The sequence below is a fragment of the Thalassospira sp. MCCC 1A01148 genome (assembly GCF_001613795.1).
Lineage (GTDB): Bacteria > Pseudomonadota > Alphaproteobacteria > Rhodospirillales > Thalassospiraceae > Thalassospira.
Window position 1 is genome coordinate 202,241 of the sequence record NZ_LPVZ01000024.1, and the last position, 18,979, is coordinate 221,219.

The window sequence follows — 18,979 nt, forward strand, 5'->3', positions numbered from 1 at the left end:
TCAGACCCCCAGATACCGGTCAGCGAGATCGTCGGTCAGCTCATTCACCGCACCGGTCCAGGCCGTGATGCCCTTTTCGACAATCACATAGCGATCAGCGACACCTGAAAGTTCCTTAAGCGATTTATCGACCACAAGGATCGTCAGCCCCGATTGTTTAAGCTGATTGATCGCCGCCCAGATTTCCTGACGCACGACGGGTGCCAGCCCCTCGGTTGCTTCATCAAGGATCAGCAAACGTGGATTGGTCATCAGCGCCCGGCCAATTGCCAGCATCTGTTGTTCACCACCAGAAAGGGTCATGGCCTTTTGATCATGGCGTTCCGCCAGACGCGGGAACAGACCCGCGACACGATCAAAATCCCATTCGCCCGGACGGGCAGCCGCGATCAAGTTTTCGGTGACGCTAAGCTGGGCGAAGCACCGGCGTCCCTCGGGCACCAGACCAAGGCCCAGTTGGGCTGCCTTGTGCGATGGCATTTTTGCCAGATCCTGACCGGCAAAATGGATTGAGCCATCACGATGTTCCATCATGCGACAGATGGTTTTGATCGTTGTGGTTTTGCCCATGCCGTTACGGCCCATAAGGGCGACGGCCTCGCCCTCATTCAACGACAGGTCAATGCCAAACAGGGCCTGTGACGCGCCGTAAAACGCGGTAACACCACTGAGTTCGAGAAGTGCAGTCATATCAGGCGTCCTCCCCGAGATAGGCACGTTTGACATCATCATTGCCGCGGATTTCGTCGACAGTGCCGGTGGCAATAATCCGGCCATAGACCAGAACCGAAATCCGGTCTGCCAATGCAAAGACCGCATCCATGTCATGCTCGACCAGAAGGATCGGCGCCTGCGCACGCAAACCATCAAGGAAACCGGTCAGGCGTTTGGAGCCCTCTGGCCCCATGCCGGCCATCGGTTCATCAAGCAGAAATGCCTTGGGTTCAAGTGCAAGGGCGACGGCCATTTCAAGCTGGCGACGTTCGCCGTGTGAAATGTCGGCTGCACGCATTTGCGCACGATCTGCCAAGCCAACCCGTTCAAGCTGTGCCATCGCCGGATCAACCAGCGACTTGTCGCCCAGAACCGGCTTAAAGAAACGAAACACCTTGCCGCTAACCGATTGGCGCGCCAACATCACGTTTTGCAGGACCGAGAATTCCGGCATAAGCGACGACACCTGAAACGTTCGGGCCAGCCCCATGCGCGAACGTGTCACCGCATCAAATTCATTGATGTTTTGACCGTCGAAATGGATATCGCCGCGATCAGATTTGATCTCGCCCGCGATCTGTTTGATCAGGGTGGATTTACCCGCCCCGTTCGGACCGATCAGAGCATGGATTTCGCCCGGTTGCAGATCCAGCGTGACACTGTCACTGGCCAGCAGAGACCCGAACTGTTTGGTGACATCGGAAAGCGAAAGAATGGCATCAGACATGTTTACGCTCCCCCGCCAGAACACCGACAAGACCACCGCGCGCGAACAGCACGACCAGAAGCAGCAACACGCCCAATGGCAACTGCCAGAATTCCCAGACACCCCCCAGAAGATGTTCGAGAATGATGTAAAGTGCCGCACCGGCAAGCGGGCCGAACAGACGGCCTACCCCGCCCAAAATGACAAACACCATGATTTCCCCTGACATATGCCAGGACAGCATCGTCGGGCTGACAAAGCGGTTGAGGTCGGCATAAAGCGCACCGGCAAGGGCGGTGATCATGGCCGAAATCACAAAGGCCACCAGTCGTATGCGAAACGGCGCAATGCCAACGGCAGTCATACGTTGCGGGTTCTGACGCGCCCCCTGAAGGGCAAGGCCGAACCGGGACCGGATCAGAACAGCCGAAAATACCATTGCAATCGCCAGCATCGCGGCACAAAGGGCAAAGAAGCTGATCGGATCAAGGGTGTTAATCCCCGGGAAGCCGTTGCGCACATAAATCGACAACCCGTCTTCACCACCATAGGCCGGCCATGAAATCGCGAAGTAATAGATCATCTGCGCGAAGGCCAGCGTGATCATGATGAAATAGACACCGCTGGTGCGAAGCGTGATCACCCCGATCACAAGCGCGACCAATGCCGAAAAAATCAGGGCGACAATCCAGATAACAATCATCTGGGTCGTGCCTTCGATCAGAAACGGGCTTTCCATGATCGGTTCATAGTTCAGCGCATGACTTGCAAGAATACCTGCTGCATAACCGCCGATGCCAAAGAACGCCGCATGGCCAAATGACACAAGCCCGCCATAACCAAGCACAAGGTTGAGCCCTACCCCCGCCATGGCAAAAATCGCAACCTTTGTGGCAAGGGTGATGATGAATGGTTCATCCATGCCAAGCGCGATCAACGGTACGGCGACCAGCGCAATGGCAAGAATGGAATTGATAAGAAACTCGCGGTTCATGGTCATCAGGAAGTCGCCCCGAACAGACCGCTTGGCCGCAGGAACAGAACCAGCGCCATCACGATATAAATCAACATGGATGCCAGTGCGGAGCCAATGGCCGTCGCACTTGACGGATCAAGGAAGGTCGCAAAAGCATGCGGCAACAGGAAACGCCCCATAGTATCGGTAAATCCGACCAGCAAAGAGCCAACAAGCGCCCCCTTGATCGAGCCGATGCCGCCAATGACGATCACAACAAAGGCCAAAATCAGAACCGGTTCGCCCATGCCAACCTGTACCGATTGTGTCGTGCCGACAAAGGCACCGGCCAGCCCGGCCAGGGCCGCACCAAGGGCAAATACGATGGTGTAAAGACGATCAATATCGACACCAAGGGCGGCGATCATGCCACGATCGGCCTCGCCCGCACGGATGCGGATGCCCAGACGGGTTTTGCCGATCAACAAGAACAAACCGACCGCAACAGCAAGCCCGGCAACAATAATAGCCAAACGGAAAAGCGGGTATTGCGAACCGCCCGGCAGGATAACTGTGCCGGTCAGGAAATCAGGCACGCTTAAAAACAGCGGGAAGGATCCGAAAATCCAGCGTGTGCCTTCGGAAAAAATCAAAATAAGCGCAAATGTCGCCAGAACCTGATCAAGGTGATCACGGTTATAAAGACGGCGAATAATCAACATTTCGACCAGTGCACCGGCGATGGCAGCCGCCATCAGACTGGCCACAAGTCCCAGCCAGAAAGAACCGGTCCATGCAGCCACCGCCGCACAGGCAAATGCACCGACCATATAGAGCGAGCCATGGGCAAGGTTAATCAGCCCCATCACACCGAAAACCAGCGTCAGCCCCGATGCCATCAAGAACAGCATCACCCCGGACTGAAGGCCGTTTAACAGCTGCTCCAGAAAAAGAGAAAACATTATTGGAAACTCCGTCACAAGGTATAGGGTCCAAACTCATGCACATAGTCGTCCCGGTCATGCGAATGAGTTTGGACCCCAGGGGACCGATTACAAAATCGAAACCGGTCCCCGGCCTCTTGTCAGCTCTTTATTACATCGAGCATTCTGACGCATAGGCGTCAGAGTGATCCGTCAGTGCGGTGCCAACGATCTTGTTGGTCAGGATATCGCCTTCTTTGACGACTTCACGAACATACAGATCCTGGATCGGGTGCTGGTTCGGACCGAAAGTGAACTTGCCACGCACGGAATTGAAATCAGCCGCACGCAGGGCTTCACGGAACGCATCCTTGTCGGAGATGCTTGCCTTATCCATTGCCGACAACAGCAGGTTGGCAGTATCGAAGCCGAACGATGCATAAAGCGACGGCAGACGATCATATTCTGCCTTGAAGCTTTCAACGAAGGCCGCATTGGTCGGGTTGTCGATGTCTTTGGACCAGTTCGAGGTGTTTTTCACCCCGAGTGCTGCGTCACCAACGGCACCAAGGATACCCTGATCCATCGAGAAAGCCGGACCAATCAGCGGCTTGTCGACGCCAGACTGGGCGTACTGTTTCATGAACGCGATGCCCATGCCACCCGGCAGGAAGAAGAAGACGTGATCCGCATCCGACGCACGAATTTGCGCGATTTCGGCTGCATAGTCCGTCTGACCAAGCTTGGTGTAAACTTCGTCGGTGATATCGCCAAAGAAGTAACGCTTGAACCCGGTCAGGGAGTCTTTACCGGCCGGATAGTTCGGCGCAAGGATGAACGCCTTTTCATAACCGGCACTTGATGCGTATCCACCGGCTGCTTCGTGCAGGTTGTCGTTCTGATAGGAAACGCTGAAATAGTTCTTGTTGCAGCCACGACCAGCCAGTTGCGACGGTGCTGCGTTAACCGACATGTAGATCTTGTCCTGAGCCACTGCAGACGGTACCACCGCCACCGCAAGGTTCGACCAGATGATACCGGTCAGGACATCAACCTTTTCCTGCTGGATCATTTTATCAGCAAGCTGAACAGCAACATCGGGTTTGCGCTGGTCATCCTCGATAACAACTTCGAGATCCGGATTGTTTGCCTGTTTGACAGCAAGCATGAAGCCATCACGTGCATCAATCCCAAGCCCGGCACCACCACCAGAAAGCGTGGTGATCATGCCAACCTTGACCGGCTCTGCCTGCGCAGCACCGGCAGCAAGCAATGCTGCAGCTGCTGCAATGGTTGTCTTAATACCCTTCATTAAAGCCTCCGTGTTTATACAATTTTTCATTTAGCAACACGTTGATCCCACGACATTTATGTCTTTGTGCGTCGCGGTTTTTGTGAACCTGATGCCTGCCCCTGATTTTGCAGTATTTGCATCCGGTCCGTCCATCCTCAAAGCGATGTTCTTACCCGCCAGAGTTCCGGAAACAGTTCTATTTCCAACATTTTTTTAAGGTAGCTCACACCACCAGTTCCCCCGGTACCGCGTTTAAAACCAATAACGCGTTCAACCGTGGTCACGTGGTTAAAGCGCCAACGACGGAAATAGTCTTCAAAATCGACCAGCTTTTCAGCCAGCTCATACAACGACCAGTGTTTGGCCGGATCGCTGTAAACCTTGTGCCATGCTGCGATGACTGCGTCATCGGGCGCATAGGGTGCCGAAACATCCCGGTTCAGGACATTGGCGGGCACCTCAATTCCCTCGGCATGCAACAAACGCAATGCTTCGTCATACAGGCTGGGTGTTGCCAGTTCCGCCTTGAGCATTGCGGTAATGTCTTCGCGGTGCGCGTGGGGGCGCAACATGGCGTGATTGCGATTGCCCAGCATGAACTCGATCAAGCGGTACTGAAAGGACTGAAACCCCGATGACGGTCCAAGTGCATCACGAAACGTCGTGTAGTCGCTGGGCGTCATGGTGCGCAGGACGTCCCAGGCATTATTCAGCTGTTCAAAGATGCGCGACACGCGTGCCAGCATCTTGAACGCCGGGCGCAGATCACCACCGTGGATCGCTTGCCGCGCGGCACTGATTTCGCGAATGGCAAGTTTCATCCAGAGTTCCGACGTCTGGTGCTGGATGATAAACAGCATCTCGTCATGGGCATCAGATTTGGGATGCTGCGCGGTCAGGATCGCATCAAGCGACAGATAGTCCCCATAAGACATCTGATCGGAGAAATCGGTGCGCGCGCCTTCGGTGCTTGGATCATATGGTTTGGTGTGTTTTGCCATGATCAGGTCACCGCATTGCGTTTATGAAATTCCGGCTTGTCCCAGGCACGGCTTTCCATGATGTCTGCAAGGATTTTGATCGCACCATCTACATCGCCATTGTCGATATAAAGCGGGGTAAAGCCAAAGCGGATGACGTCAGGTGCGCGGAAATCACCAATGACACCGCGCGCGATCAAGGCCTGCATAACCGCATAGCCCTGATCAAACTTGAACGATACCTGTGACCCACGTTCTTCGGGGTTGCGCGGACTTGCCAGCTCCAGCATCGGACAGCTTGCCTCAACCCCGGCGATGAATTGTTCACATAGTTCGATACTGCGTTTGCGGATATCGGCCATCTCGATGCCGTCCCATGCCTTCATGGCTTCTTCCAACACCGTCATCTGAATGACAGGCGGCGTTCCCACGCGCATACGCGATACATCCGCAGCCGGGGTATAATCGGGATCAAAGGCAAAGGGTGCCGCATGGCCAAGCCAACCCGAAAGCGCCGGACGGGCGACCTTGGCATGATCAGGCCGGACATAGATAAAGGCCGGCGCACCCGGTCCGCCGTTGAGATACTTATAGGTACAACCCACCGCAAAATCGGCATTGCACCCGGCCAAATCAACCGGCACAGCCCCGGCTGAATGCGCCAGATCCCAAATCACCAGCGCACCGGCGGCATGGGCCAGTTCAGTGATGCGTTTCATGTCATGCATCCGACCCGTGCGGTAATCCACCTGGGTCAACATCAATACAGCCAGATCCTCGTTGATCAGGCTTTCGACATCTTCCGGGTTCGGTGTTTTCAATACATGACCACGATCAAGCGACTTGATCAGTCCATCTGCCATATAAAGATCGGTCGGGAAGTTGCCGTTATCAGAAACAATTACCTTGCGATCCGGGCGCATTTCAAGCGCACTTGCAAGCGCCTGATAGACCTTGATCGACAGGGTATCCCCCATCACCACAGTACCGGGTGCCGCCCCGATCAAACGCGCGACAAGATTGCCGACACGTTCGGGTTGCTCCATCCATTTGGCATCGTTCCAGCCACGGATAAGCATTTCCCCCCATTCCTGTTCGATCATCTCCTTGGCACGGTTTGCAGCCGTTTTCGGCAGCATGCCAAGCGAGTTCCCATCAAGGTAAATCACACCTTCGGGAATATGGAACAGGGATTTGGTGGCGGCAAAGTCGGTCATGCAGACGGTTCCTGTTTCAGTCTGAAGCGCTGGATTTTTCCAGTCGCGGTTTTTGGTAACGCCTCGATAAAGACGACGGAGCGCGGGTATTTAAACGGCGCAATGGTCGCTTTTACATGATCCTGAAGCGCCTTGGCCATCTCTGGTGTCGGATGGAAACCGTCTGCCAGAACGATATGGGCTTGAACGATCGTACCGCGTTCTTCATCGGGTGCGCCAACAACCGCACATTCCGCGACCGAAGCATGTGCTAACAACGCCGCCTCGACCTCTGGCCCGGCAATATTATAGCCCGATGACACGATCATATCGTCGTTGCGTGCGGCAAAGTGATAATAGCCGTCTTCATCCACAAAGAACGCGTCCCCGGTCAGGTTCCAGCCATCGCGCACATAAACGCTTTGCCGCACATCATCAAGATAACGGCAACCTGTGGGTCCCCGCACAGCAAGTCGTCCAACGGTTCCAACCGGAACTTCGTTCATGTCGTTATCAACGATTTTGGCCTCATATCCCTTAACCGGGCGGCCGGTGCAGGCCTGATGGCTGTCGCCAAAGCGGTTGGAGATAAAGATATGGAGCATCTCGGTCGCACCAATACCATCAAGCATCGGCTTGCCGGTTTTTTCCATCCACGCTTCATAGACCGGGGCGGGCAGGGTTTCCCCCGCCGAAACGGCCGCACGAAGGGATGAAAGGTCCGCACCATCTTCCATGGCCGACAACATCACGCGATACGCGGTCGGCGCTGTGAAACACACGGTCGCCTTATAGGTTTCGATGATTTCGATCATGTTGGGCGGGGACGCCTTTTCAAGCAGCGTCGCCGTCGCCCCGAAACGCAACGGAAAGATCGCAAGCCCACCAAGGCCAAAGGTAAAGGCCAGCGGCGGGGACCCGACAAACACGTCATCGGGCGTTACATTCAGCACTTCCTTGGCATAACCATCAGCAATGATCAGAAGATCCCGGTGGAAATGCATGGTGGCCTTTGGACTGCCCGTGGTGCCCGATGTAAAGCCAAGCAAAGCAACATCATCACGCCCGGTCTTGACCGCTTCGAATTTGACCGATTTGGTCAGGGCAATGCGATCAAGCTCCGCATCATGATTGGCCGTACCATCAAAGCCGATGACCTTTTTAAGGAACTTGCTTTCCTTGGCGCACGCCACCAGTTCATCCATCAGGCGGGTATCGCACAGGGCAAACTCGATCTCGGCCTTGTCAACGATCTGGCCCAACTCGCCAGCACGCAGCATCGGCATGGTATTGACCACAACCGCCCCGGCTTTGGTCGCCGCCAGCCAGCAGGCCACCATTGCAGGGTTGTTGGCCGAACGGATCAGGATGCGGTTGCCGGGCTTGACACCGTAATCCTCGGCAAGTGCATGGGCGATCCGGTTCGTCCAGTCTGCCAGTTCCTTATAGGTACGCTGACGTCCGTTGCCGATCAGGGCTGTGTTATCGCCGAATCCCTGTTCGACCATTTTGTCGGTCAGTTCGACCCCGGCGTTCAGATATTCGGGATAATCAAACCCATCCAGATTGATTTCCGGCCATTCTGCAAACGGGGGCAATTTATCCCGTGTGAAGCTATCGGTATGTGCGGTTGGTCCGAGCATTGTGAAGTCCCTGATACAGCCATTATTACGCCAGCGTTTGCCGTGCGATGATTATTTTCTGGACGTCGGATGCGCCTTCATAAATGCGAAGAGCGCGGATTTCCCGGTAAAGCGATTCAACGATGTGCCCGCTGCGCACACCATCGCCACCATGGATTTGCACCGCCTTATCAATGACGGTTTGTGCATGATCTGTTGAATAAAGTTTGGCCATCGCCGCTTCGCGACTGACGCGCGCAGCACCACTGTCCTTAAGCCAGGCGGCGCGATAAACCAGAAGGGCCGAGGCATCTATATCAAGCGCCATGTCCGCGACATGCCCCTGGACCATCTGCAGATCAAAAAGTGGCGCGCCAAACAGTTCGCGTTCCTGAACGCGGGTGATGGTTTCATCAAGCGCCCGTCTGGCAAAGCCAAGAGCGGCCGCGGCAACGGTTGACCGGAAAACATCCAGAACCGACATCGCGATCTTGAACCCATCCCCACCCTTGCCCATCAGGGCGGAAGCCGGAATACGGCAATTGGTAAATTTCAAACGTGCCAAAGGATGCGGGGCGATGGTGTGCAGACGTTCCGCGATTTCAAAGCCGGGCAGGTCCGCCGGAACGATGAAGGCCGAAAGACCCTTGGCACCGGGGGCTTCACCGGTGCGGGCAAAGACACAATAGAAATCAGCGATGCCGCCATTGGAAATCCATGTCTTTTCGCCATTCAGGACGAAGTCATCACCATCACGTTTGGCTTCAAGCGCAATATTGGCAACATCCGAACCTGATTGCGGTTCGGTCAATGCAAAGGCGGCAATCGCCTTGCCGGAACGTACTTTTGGCAACCAGTTATCTTTCTGGTCGGTTGTTCCAAACAAGGAGATTGCGCCACTCCCCAACCCCTGCATCGCAAATGAAAAATCCGCAAGCCCGTCATGGCGCGCCAGTGTTTCACGGATCAGGCAAAGCGATCTGACATCAAGCTTCGACCCCACATCATCCGGATCAATCGCCGCATGGCGCAACCAGTCGCCACCGGCAAGACGTGCCACAAGGTCGCGACAGGCCGCATCGACATCCCCGTGGTCAATGCCCTTGATGTTGGCCGCGGCCCAATCATCAAGCTTGGCCGCCAGTTCACGATGGCGATCTTCAAAGAATGGCCAATCAAGATAGGTCTTATCTGCCATCAGTCGCCCTCGAAAACCGGTTTTTCCTTGGCAACGAATGCCTTGTAGGCACGATTGAAATCCTCGGTCTGCATGCAGATTGCCTGCGCCTGTGCTTCGGACTCAATCGCCTGCTCGATGGACATATTCCATTCCTGGGCCAGCATGGTTTTGGTCATCATGTGACCGAAGTTCGGCCCCTTGGAAATGCGTGTCGCCAGCTCAATGGCTTCTGCTTCAAGAACATCTGCCTCGACAAGGCGGTTATAGAATCCCCAACGCTCGCCTTCCTCCGCCGACATGGATCGGCCGGTATAAAGAAGCTCTGCCGCCCGGCCCTGTCCAATGATGCGTGGCAGGATGGCACATGCCCCCATGTCACATCCGGCAAGCCCGACCCGGGTAAACAGGAACGCGGTTTTGGATGCTTCTGTCGCCAGACGCAGATCAGATGCCATGGCAATGATCGCCCCGGCCCCGACACAAACACCATCCACGGCCGCAATCACAGGTTTGCCACAGCCAATGATCGCCTTGACCAGATCACCGGTCATGCGGGTGAATTCCAAAAGGCCCTTCATGTCCTTGTCGATCAGCGGACCGATAATGTCATGCACATCCCCGCCAGAACAGAAATTGCCCCCGTTCGATCCAAACACGACCGCCTTGACGTCATCAGCATAGACCAGATCACGGAATGTATCGCGAAGCTCGGCATAGCTGTCAAACGTCAACGGGTTCTTGCGATTCGGGCGATCAAGCGAGATGACCGCAACGTCGCCTTCCATGCGCCAGTTGAAATGTTTGGGCGTGATGTTTGCCATCTTAGTCATGGTGGGGCGCCTCGTTATGATGGGAAATGTTGCGCAGAATGCGGATCAGGGCATCGGCATCGCCAGATGACAAATCATCAAACAGCTCGGACACCCAGCCTTCGTGCACCAGCGCACGCTCTGCGAAATCTTTTTCTCCGGCCGCAGTCAGACGGACAATTGATGCCCGGCGATCATTTTCGACCGGCACGCGGACAATAAGCCCCTCTGCCACCAGACGATCAACAATACCGGTTACATTGCCGTTCGATACCATCAGCGACTTTGAAAGCTCGCTCATGCGCATGCCATCGCGTTCACGATACAGGGCGGCGAGCACGTCAAAGCGCGGCAGGGTCGTGTTGAATTCCGTGCGCATTTTCTCGCGCAATTCACCTTCGATCTTTCGCGAGACTTTCAGGATTTGAAGCCATGCCCGCAGGCGCGCCTTGGAAAGATCGGATGTCTCATTGCCTGTCGTTTCGGAAAGTCGCTCAGACTTGTTCATGTTCATACTTCTCCTCCCGAAACGGAAATCGCCTGTCCCGTTATCGATGCCGCGTTCGGGCTGCAAAGCCACATGACCGTCTCAGCCACCTCTTCGGGCTGAATGAAGCGATTTTGCGGATTGATCTTGGCAAGGCTGGCCCGTGCGGCTTCATCGCTCATACCGGTTTTGGCAACGATGTTTTCCACGGACTTCGCCAGCATCGGTGTTTCCATGAAGCCGGGGCAAACCGCATTGATCGTAACCGGGCTATTGGCCAATTCTGCCGCCATGCCCTTGACCATGCCGACAACGCCATGCTTCGCCGCACAATACGCCGTAACATAGGCATAACCCTTAAGCCCTGCGGTCGAGGCAATGGAAATCAGTCGACCCGGCTTGGTCTTGTCCATTGCGGTCAATCCTTCGCGGAACGTCAAGAACGTACCGGTCAGATTGACATCCATGGTCCGTTGCCACAGATCGACCGATGTCTTGCCAAGCGGCGCACTTTCAGCCATCCCGGCATTCGCGATCACCAGATCAGGCGTGCCAACCATATCAACCATTGTCGTGAACATGTCTCGAACCGACGTTTCATCGGTCACATCGGCGACAATGGCGGTGATGTTTTCATGTTCGGCGATCTCGGCCAGCACATCTGGTCGCCGCCCGGAAACAGCCACCTTCACACCATTATCGGCCAGCATCCGGGCCATCACGGCCCCGACACCGGAACCACCACCGGTGATCAATGCGTTATGAACGGCAAGATCGGCCATCGGTGCTTATACCTTTCCGGTCATGGTTTCGGCGCGCTCGGCAAGCCGGCACATCTGATCGCGCCCGGCATAGTATGGGGCAGGCCAGTTTTCGGTGCGATTGCCAAGGGTTGCTGCCTGATGCAGCGTCCAATACGGATTGGCCAGATGTGGCCGCGCCAGACACACAAGATCGGCACGCCCGGCCATCAGGATCGAATTGACATGATCAGGCTCATAAATATTGCCCACCGCCATGGTCGGGATATCGGCCTCGTTGCGGATACGATCAGAGAATGGCGTCTGGAACATACGGCCATAGACCGGCTTGGCATCCGTTGTCGTCTGCCCCGCCGAAACGTCACAGATGTCGACGTCGTTGGCCTTGAGCATTCTGGCAATCTCGACGGCTTCTTCGGGCGTAATCCCCGCATCACCGACCCAGTCATTGGCTGAAATACGAACCGACATCGGCTTGTTTTCGGGCCATGCGGCACGCACGGCATTGATGACTTCAAGCGGATAACGCATCCGGTTTTCAAGTGACCCGCCATATTCATCATCGCGGATATTGCTGACCGGACTGATGAAGGATGACAGAAGATAACCATGCGCGGCATGAACCTCGATCATGTCAAAGCCTGCGCGATCGGCCATTTGGGCCGATGCAACAAACTGATCACGAACCATATCCATGTCTTCACGCGTCATGGCCTTGGGCACCGCATTGCGGTCCGACCATGCGATGGCAGATGCCGACATCAGTGGCCAGTTATCATCCTTTAACGGTGCGTCCATTTCTTCCCAACCGAGCTGAGTCGAACCCTTGCGTCCGGAATGACCGATCTGCATGCAGACCTTGGCATCCGTCTCGGCATGGATGAAATCTGTAATCCGCGCCCAGGCCTTCTCGTGGCTGGCATCATAGGCACCCGGGCAGCCCGGCGTGATGCGACCTTCGGGCGAGACACAGGTCATTTCGGTATACACCAGTCCTGCCCCGCCCTTTGCGCGTTCGGCATAATGCACCAGATGCCAGTCGGTCGGGCAACCATCAACCGCCTTGTACTGTGCCATCGGCGAGACAACGATGCGGTTTTTAAGCGACATGTCGCGCAACTGATAAGGCACGAACATCGGATGGCGAACCGGTGCACTTTCCGGAAGGCCCGCCTGCGTCTGGAACCATTTTTCCGCACCTTCAAGCCATTTGGCATCGCGCAGGCGCAGGTTTTCGTGACTGATGCGCTGCGATCTGGTCAGAAGAGAATAGGTAAACTGGGTTGGATCAAAATCGAAATACCGTTCGATTTCCTCGAACCACTCCATCGAGTTGCGCGCAGCCGACTGCAGACGCAGAACCTCAAGGCGTCGTTCGTCTTCGTATTTGCCAAAGGCGGACTTAAGGTCACCTTCGGAATGCAGATAGTTGGCCAGCGCAATCGCGCTTTCAAGCGCAAGCTTGGTCCCCGACCCGATGGAAAAATGCGCCGTCGCCGCCGCATCGCCCATCAAAACGATGTTCTCATAAGACCAGCTTTTGCAAAGAACACGCGGGAAGCTCAGCCAGGCCGAACCACGAATATGGTGTGCATTACTGATCAGTTCGTGACCGCCCAGATGATCCTTGAAGATGTCCTCGCAGGTTGCAATCGACTCTTCCTTGGACATCTCGCCAAAACCATATGCATCCCAGGTCTCCTGGGTGCATTCGACGATAAAGGTCGCCGTTTCGTCATCAAACTGATAGGCGTGCGCCCAAACCCAACCCTTGTCTGTTTCCTCAAAGATAAAGGTAAAGGCGTCATCAAATTTCTGATGCGTTCCCAGCCAGACAAACTTGCATTTGCGGGTATCGATATCAGGCTGGAAATGCTCGGCAAATTCGGTACGGGTCTTGGAATTCAGGCCATCACTGGCAACAACCAGATCGAACTCCTTGGCATAATGGGCAGCACTTTCGGCTTCCGTCTCAAAGCGCAGCTCAACACCCAGTTCACGTGCACGTTCTTGCAACAGGATCAAAAGCTTTTTGCGGCCAATGCCGCAAAACCCGTGGCCGGTGGAAATCGTCTTTTCGCCGCGATACTGAACCGCAACGTCATCCCAATAGGAAAAGTTGGCGCGAATGGCCTCGGCACTTTTGGTGTCATTCTCGGCCAGATTGTCCAGCGTCTCGTCAGACAGCACCACGCCCCAGCCAAATGTGTCATCTGGCTTGTTGCGCTCAATCACAACAACCTCGTGCGCGGGGTCGCGCAATTTCATCGAGATCCCAAAGTAAAGCCCCGCAGGACCGCCACCCAGACAAGCTACTCTCACCAGCTTTTCCCTTCCTGATTTGTTTGGTTGTTTCGGGAAACTGATAAAACGGTACGCCTCGAATTCATTTATTTCAAGCACAAATATTTTAGGTTTGAAATATTTTCAGATTTGCCTAGACTCCCTCCCATCATCAGAATGCGCCCGGTGATATCACCAAGCGCCACAACACAGAATTTCAGGGAACCGACCATGATTACCGACTGGGATGATGCTTATGCCAATGGCGATCACATCGCCGATGCCGCAACCTATCCGGAGTTATGGGCGACCCAATCGGCACAATTTCGCGATGAACTCTCAAGCGATGATCGCGCCCGGCTCGACATTGCCTATGGCGACGCACCGCGCGAGAAATATGATCTTTTCCTCCCCTCCGGCACGCCCAAGGGCTTGGTCGTCTTTGTACATGGCGGTTATTGGAAGGCGTTTGACAAATCCAGCTGGTCGCATCTGGCCAGGGGTGCGGTAACCAGAGGCTGGGCTGTTTGTATGCCAAGCTACACGCTTGCCCCCGATGCACGGCTTTCTGAAATCACCCTGCAAATCGGCGCGGCCATAAGGCACGCAGCCACCAAGATCGCAGGCCCGATCCATATCACCGGTCACTCCGCAGGCGGGCACCTTGTCAGCCGCATAGTATCTGACACATCCCCACTGGCTCCATCAGTTCTGACGCGGATTGAAAACACTGTTTCGATCAGCGGTCTGCATGATCTGCGCCCGCTGCTCAAAACGACGATGAATGATGTTCTGCAGCTCGATGAGAACGAAGCAACGCGTGAAAGCGCAGCCCTGCTAAAGCCCGCCTTGCCATGCTCGATCACCTGCTGGGTCGGGGCCGATGAACGCCCGGAATTCGTTCGCCAGAATGATTTGCTTGCCAATATCTGGACCGGCCTTGGCGCCTGCACACGAAGCGTGCACGCCCCGGACAAACATCATTTCAATGTCATTGCCGATCTCGCAGACCCTGACTCCGATCTTGTCGCCTGCCTGCTCACCCCGATCCGTGCGGAGGACGCATAAAATGTCGACCGTCACGCTTACAATTGAAAACGCGATTGCCTTCATCACGATCAACAATCCGCCAATCAACGCCACCAGTCATTCGGTGCGTGATGGCCTTGTTGATGCACTTGATCAGATTGATGGTAATGATGACATCCGGGCTGCGATCCTGATCTGCGAAGGCAAAACCTTTATTGCCGGTGCCGATGTTAGTGAATTCGGACAACCGCCAAAGCCCCCGATCCTGCCCGAAGTAATCAAACGCCTTGAGGCCACAACCAAGCCGGTCATTGCCGCCATTCATGGCCACGCCCTTGGCGGCGGACTAGAGGTCGCGCTGGGCTGCCATTACCGCATTGCTGACAGCAAAGCCAAACTCGGCCTGCCGGAAGTCAATCTTGGCCTGATCCCGGGTGCGGGCGGCACCATCCGCCTGCCCCGTCTGGTTCCGGTCACAGAAGCCGTCAGCATGATCACCAGCGGCAAACCGGTTTCGGCGACCACGGCGAATGAAATCGGCCTGCTCGACGCGATTGCTCACGGTCTACTCATTGATGCCGCCTGCGACTTTGTCCAGACCATTCTGGACCGCGAAGTGCCGAAGCCGCTTCTGCTGCGCGATCCCGTTAGCGTTCCGAGTACCGACGAATGGGATGACATCACCGCCGCAACCAAGAAGAAAGCACGTGGACAGGCCGCACCCCTTGCCGCGATCTCCGCTATTCGAACCGGAATAGAAGAAGGCCCGGATGCAGGCATTGCCTTTGAACGTGAAAAATTCATCGAATTGCGCGACAGTGATCAATCAAAGGCACTTCGGCACATCTTCTTTGCCGAGCGTTCAGTCGCCAAGCTACCTGAACTCAAGGGCGTGGAACCCAACCTGCTCCATCAGATCGGCGTCATTGGCGGCGGCATCATGGGGGCCGGAATTGCCACGGCATCTCTGCTCGCGGGCTTTGACGTCACAATCATCGAACGCGACGACGCTGCCTGCGCCAATGGCCGCGCCACGGTCGAAAAGCATCTGTCGGGCAGCCTCAAGCGTGGCCTGATCAGCCAGGATCGCTTTGAAGCGCTAATGGCCTCGCTTACGACAAGCACCGACTATGCCGCTCTGGCCGATGCCGATCTGGTGGTCGAGGCCGTGTTTGAAGACATGGCGGTCAAGCATGACGTGTTTGGCAAGCTTTCGCTTCATTGCAAGGCGGATGCAGTCCTTGCATCAAACACGTCCTATCTTGATATCAACGAAATCGCCTCACGGTGCATCAATCCAAAACGCGTGATCGGACTGCATTTCTTCTCTCCTGCCCATATCATGAAGTTGCTTGAGGTTGTCCGGACCGACAAGGCCGACGCCAAAAGCCTCGCGACCGCATTCGACTTCGCCCGTGCCCTTGGCAAGATCGCAGTACCGTGCGGGGTGTGCGACGGCTTTATTGGCAACCGGGTCATGTCGGCATACCGCAAGCATTGCGAATATATGCTCGAAGATGGCGCACTCCCCCATCAGATTGATGCTGCGATGGTGGAATTCGGCTTCCCGATGGGCCTGTTTGCCATGCAGGATATGGCGGGCCTAGAGATTTCCTGGGCCACCCGCAAACGCCTTGCCCCGTTCCGCGATCCGGCCGAACGCTATGTCGCCCTGGGTGATTACCTCTGCGAGATGGGCCGTTTTGGCAAAAAGAACGGCCTTGGCTGGTATCGTTATGATGAAAACGGCAAGCCGCATCCCGATCTGGAAGTCGACGCAATGGTGATTGCCGAATCAGAGAAAAAGGGCATTACACGCCGCGACTTCACCAGCGCGGAAATCATGGATGTGATCCTGACCGCCATGCGCAATGAAGGCGACAAGATCCTCTCAGAAGGGATCGCCATCAGCGCCGATGCCATTGATGTGGTGATGATCAATGGCTATGGCTTCCCAAGGCATAAGGGCGGGCCGATGTTTGCAACCAAAGCGGGCTGACTTATTGTGAAAAGCGCCACACCTTACGTTGCCTTTTCCCTCACCTTGTTTTGAGAAGAACCGATGGTGTTGCGCCCGTTTCGTTTCGCGTCATAAAGCGCTGCGTCCGCGTTTTGGACCAGTTCATCAAGGGATTGGCCCGGCTGATACTGTGCATAGCCAAGGCTTAAGGTGACCAAAATCTGCGAGCCGTCATAGTCGATTTTTTGTGTCGCCATTTGGTCGCGTAGGCGCTTGGCAAGCGCCTCGGCTTCGCTGGCCCCTGAATCCGGACAGCAAAACGCGAACTCATCTCCCCCAATTCGTGCGGCCACATCGCCCGCGCGGACATTGCGTTTCAAAACTTCACTGACCTTGCGAAGCACATGATCACCCGCAACATGGCCATAGGTGTCATTCACTTCCTTAAAGAAGTCGATATCCGCAACCAGTACAGACATGTCCCCATCATTGCGTTTGATCCGTTCGATATCGCGCGATGCCGTTTCAAAAAAGCATCTGCGGTTCGGAAGTCCAGTCAAAGCATCTGTGCGTGCCTCTTCCTCTGCACGTTTTTTCGCTACCTCCAGCTCAGCCGTACGTGCACGAATCTGGATACGCAGACTGGCGATGTGCAACACCAACAGCACTGCAATGACGAGAATGACCGCTGCACCGATATTCTCGCGCTGCCGATACAAAACATCTACAAACCGATCGAAGTCATCAGACGGGTGAAGGAACGCCCGCATCTCAACCGGCCCCTTGAGACGCCCCTGCTCGGTAAATATCTCGGCGATACGTTCCCAACGCTCAATATTCATATAACCAAGCGGCACAACATTGGGCAGGATCAGTTCAATTGACTGACGCGCCTCAAACATCAGATGGGCGCGTGACTTTCCTTGACTGTTGTATTTCTTAAGGATCAGATCAACAATCTCTTCGGGATGCTCAACCGCATAACTCCATCCACGCAATGTCGCCGCACGAAAATCCTCTACCAGATCGCTGTTGTTCGTGATTTTGGCCTCTGTGGTGAACAAGGTATCTCCATAAAAGTCGACACCATACGCCATTGGCGCAAACACCTGAAAATCGACACCCCGGTTTTCCAGCCCAAAGGGTTCATTTGTCAGATACCCGTTGTAAGCATCAGTCTTGCCATCTACCAGCGCATCAACGGACGTATCGTCAGGCACCAACTCTACATCTTCAAGACTAAGTCCCGCCGCCTGAAGCATCGCCACCAGTTCGGCATTCATATAGCCACCACTGAGCATCACACGTCGGCCCCTGAGGTCGGCCAGGTCGGTGACATCACCCGCCCCACGGGTCATAAGAATTGAAGGTGAATGCTGAAAAATCGAGGCTAGCGCCACAATGGGGACACCAACAGACCGGTAGATCAAGGCGCCGGTATCAGCCACGGCAAAATCAACCGCGCCCCCCATGAGTTGATCAATCGGGACGACACCATTTTCGACTTCAAGCAATTCGACATCCAGACCGGCGTCGCGATAGAACCCCTTTTCAAGGGCCGCGTAATATCCTGCAAACTGAAATTGATGGCGCCATTTTAACTGAACTCGAACCTTGCGCTCAGTCATCTTGTCTTGTGCGGCGGTCTTTACACTGCTTTGCAGGGCCTCCGTCTGGGCCTGCACTGAGTTCATGAAGGCTGCTAGAAATAAGAGCCCGATCAAGCAAGTAGTCATCAATCCCTTACCGCCGAGCATCCGCACCGCCACCTCCACAACCCAAGGCCTATTTATCGCCCCCTTAAGCTCTTCAACTATGCACAACTTAAGCGAGACCGACAACTATCAACCGTGAATGCTGACCCAAGACTAAAACGACAAAACCCCGCCAATGGCGGGGTTTGTTGTTTTGGTTGCGGGGGCAGGATTAGTCTCCGCCCTTCGGGCTCCGCCAGCTTCGGCCAAAGGCCTTCGCAAAGAACCTGCAAACAGGCTATGCCTGTTTGCGATGTCCCAATCCGCATGCACCCGACAATCGAACATTAAAAAAGCCCGCCACAAGGGCGAGCTGGTAACGGATA

At 55.2% G+C, this 18,979-nt stretch carries 16 protein-coding genes; 2 read left to right on the forward strand and 14 right to left on the reverse strand.

What is annotated here, in order from left to right; all coding sequences use genetic code 11:
- The 13 genes from AUQ43_RS19940 to AUQ43_RS20000 form a co-directional block, all read right to left on the reverse strand.
- Positions 1–690: an ABC transporter ATP-binding protein gene (locus AUQ43_RS19940; RefSeq protein ID WP_062958052.1), complete on the reverse strand. Its 690-nt coding sequence runs from the start codon at positions 688–690 to the stop codon at positions 1–3.
- 1 nt (position 691) lies between these two features.
- A complete protein-coding gene (locus AUQ43_RS19945) occupies positions 692–1,441 on the reverse strand; it encodes an ABC transporter ATP-binding protein (RefSeq protein WP_062958053.1) in 750 nt (249 codons plus the stop codon).
- Positions 1,434–2,420 carry a branched-chain amino acid ABC transporter permease gene (locus tag AUQ43_RS19950; RefSeq protein WP_062958054.1) on the reverse strand — a complete coding sequence of 329 codons (987 nt, stop codon included), beginning with the start codon at positions 2,418–2,420 and terminating at the stop codon, positions 1,434–1,436. The genes AUQ43_RS19945 and AUQ43_RS19950 overlap by 8 nt, the downstream gene beginning before the upstream one ends.
- Entirely contained in the window at positions 2,420–3,337 is a 918-nt protein-coding gene (locus AUQ43_RS19955; RefSeq protein ID WP_062958055.1) for a branched-chain amino acid ABC transporter permease, read from the reverse strand. The genes AUQ43_RS19950 and AUQ43_RS19955 overlap by 1 nt, the downstream gene beginning before the upstream one ends.
- A gap of 133 nt (positions 3,338–3,470) precedes the next feature.
- The gene (locus AUQ43_RS19960) at positions 3,471–4,610 is read right to left on the reverse strand and encodes an ABC transporter substrate-binding protein (RefSeq protein WP_062958056.1); all 1,140 of its coding nucleotides are present in this window, start codon (positions 4,608–4,610) and stop codon (positions 3,471–3,473) included.
- Between the two features lie 137 nt (positions 4,611–4,747).
- Positions 4,748–5,593, reverse strand: a complete 846-nt coding sequence (gene kynA, locus AUQ43_RS19965) for a tryptophan 2,3-dioxygenase (RefSeq protein WP_062958057.1) — start codon at positions 5,591–5,593, stop codon at positions 4,748–4,750.
- Positions 5,594–5,595: 2 nt separating this feature from the next.
- A complete protein-coding gene (kynU, locus tag AUQ43_RS19970) occupies positions 5,596–6,789 on the reverse strand; it encodes a kynureninase (protein ID WP_062958058.1) in 1,194 nt (397 codons plus the stop codon).
- Positions 6,786–8,411, reverse strand: coding sequence for an AMP-binding protein (locus AUQ43_RS19975; protein WP_062958059.1), 1,626 nt, complete (start codon positions 8,409–8,411; stop codon positions 6,786–6,788). Before AUQ43_RS19975 ends, kynU begins: the two co-directional genes overlap by 4 nt.
- Positions 8,412–8,436: 25 nt before the next feature.
- Positions 8,437–9,588, reverse strand: coding sequence for an acyl-CoA dehydrogenase family protein (locus AUQ43_RS19980; RefSeq protein ID WP_062958060.1), 1,152 nt, complete (start codon positions 9,586–9,588; stop codon positions 8,437–8,439).
- The gene (locus tag AUQ43_RS19985; RefSeq protein ID WP_062958061.1) at positions 9,588–10,400 is read right to left on the reverse strand and encodes an enoyl-CoA hydratase family protein; all 813 of its coding nucleotides are present in this window, start codon (positions 10,398–10,400) and stop codon (positions 9,588–9,590) included. The genes AUQ43_RS19980 and AUQ43_RS19985 overlap by 1 nt, the downstream gene beginning before the upstream one ends.
- The gene (locus tag AUQ43_RS19990) at positions 10,393–10,887 is read right to left on the reverse strand and encodes a MarR family winged helix-turn-helix transcriptional regulator (RefSeq protein WP_232310760.1); all 495 of its coding nucleotides are present in this window, start codon (positions 10,885–10,887) and stop codon (positions 10,393–10,395) included. Before AUQ43_RS19990 ends, AUQ43_RS19985 begins: the two co-directional genes overlap by 8 nt.
- 2 nt (positions 10,888–10,889) lie before the next feature.
- Positions 10,890–11,648 (reverse strand): SDR family NAD(P)-dependent oxidoreductase, encoded by a 759-nt coding sequence (locus AUQ43_RS19995; RefSeq protein WP_062958063.1) that lies wholly within the window; start codon positions 11,646–11,648, stop codon positions 10,890–10,892.
- A gap of 6 nt (positions 11,649–11,654) precedes the next feature.
- Positions 11,655–13,949, reverse strand: a complete 2,295-nt coding sequence (locus tag AUQ43_RS20000) for a bifunctional salicylyl-CoA 5-hydroxylase/oxidoreductase (RefSeq protein WP_062958094.1) — start codon at positions 13,947–13,949, stop codon at positions 11,655–11,657.
- A gap of 192 nt (positions 13,950–14,141) precedes the next feature.
- Here AUQ43_RS20000 and AUQ43_RS20005 point away from each other — a divergent pair, with 192 nt between their 5' ends.
- Complete coding sequence (locus AUQ43_RS20005; RefSeq protein ID WP_062958064.1) at positions 14,142–14,978, forward strand: alpha/beta hydrolase; 837 nt, start codon at positions 14,142–14,144, stop codon at positions 14,976–14,978.
- 1 nt (position 14,979) lies between these two features.
- Positions 14,980–16,938 (forward strand): 3-hydroxyacyl-CoA dehydrogenase NAD-binding domain-containing protein, encoded by a 1,959-nt coding sequence (locus AUQ43_RS20010; protein WP_062958065.1) that lies wholly within the window; start codon positions 14,980–14,982, stop codon positions 16,936–16,938.
- A gap of 23 nt (positions 16,939–16,961) precedes the next feature.
- On the opposite strand, the gene AUQ43_RS20015 is transcribed toward AUQ43_RS20010, so the two are convergent.
- Entirely contained in the window at positions 16,962–18,656 is a 1,695-nt protein-coding gene (locus AUQ43_RS20015; protein ID WP_084272182.1) for a GGDEF domain-containing protein, read from the reverse strand.
- Between the last annotated feature and the right edge of the window lie 323 nt (positions 18,657–18,979).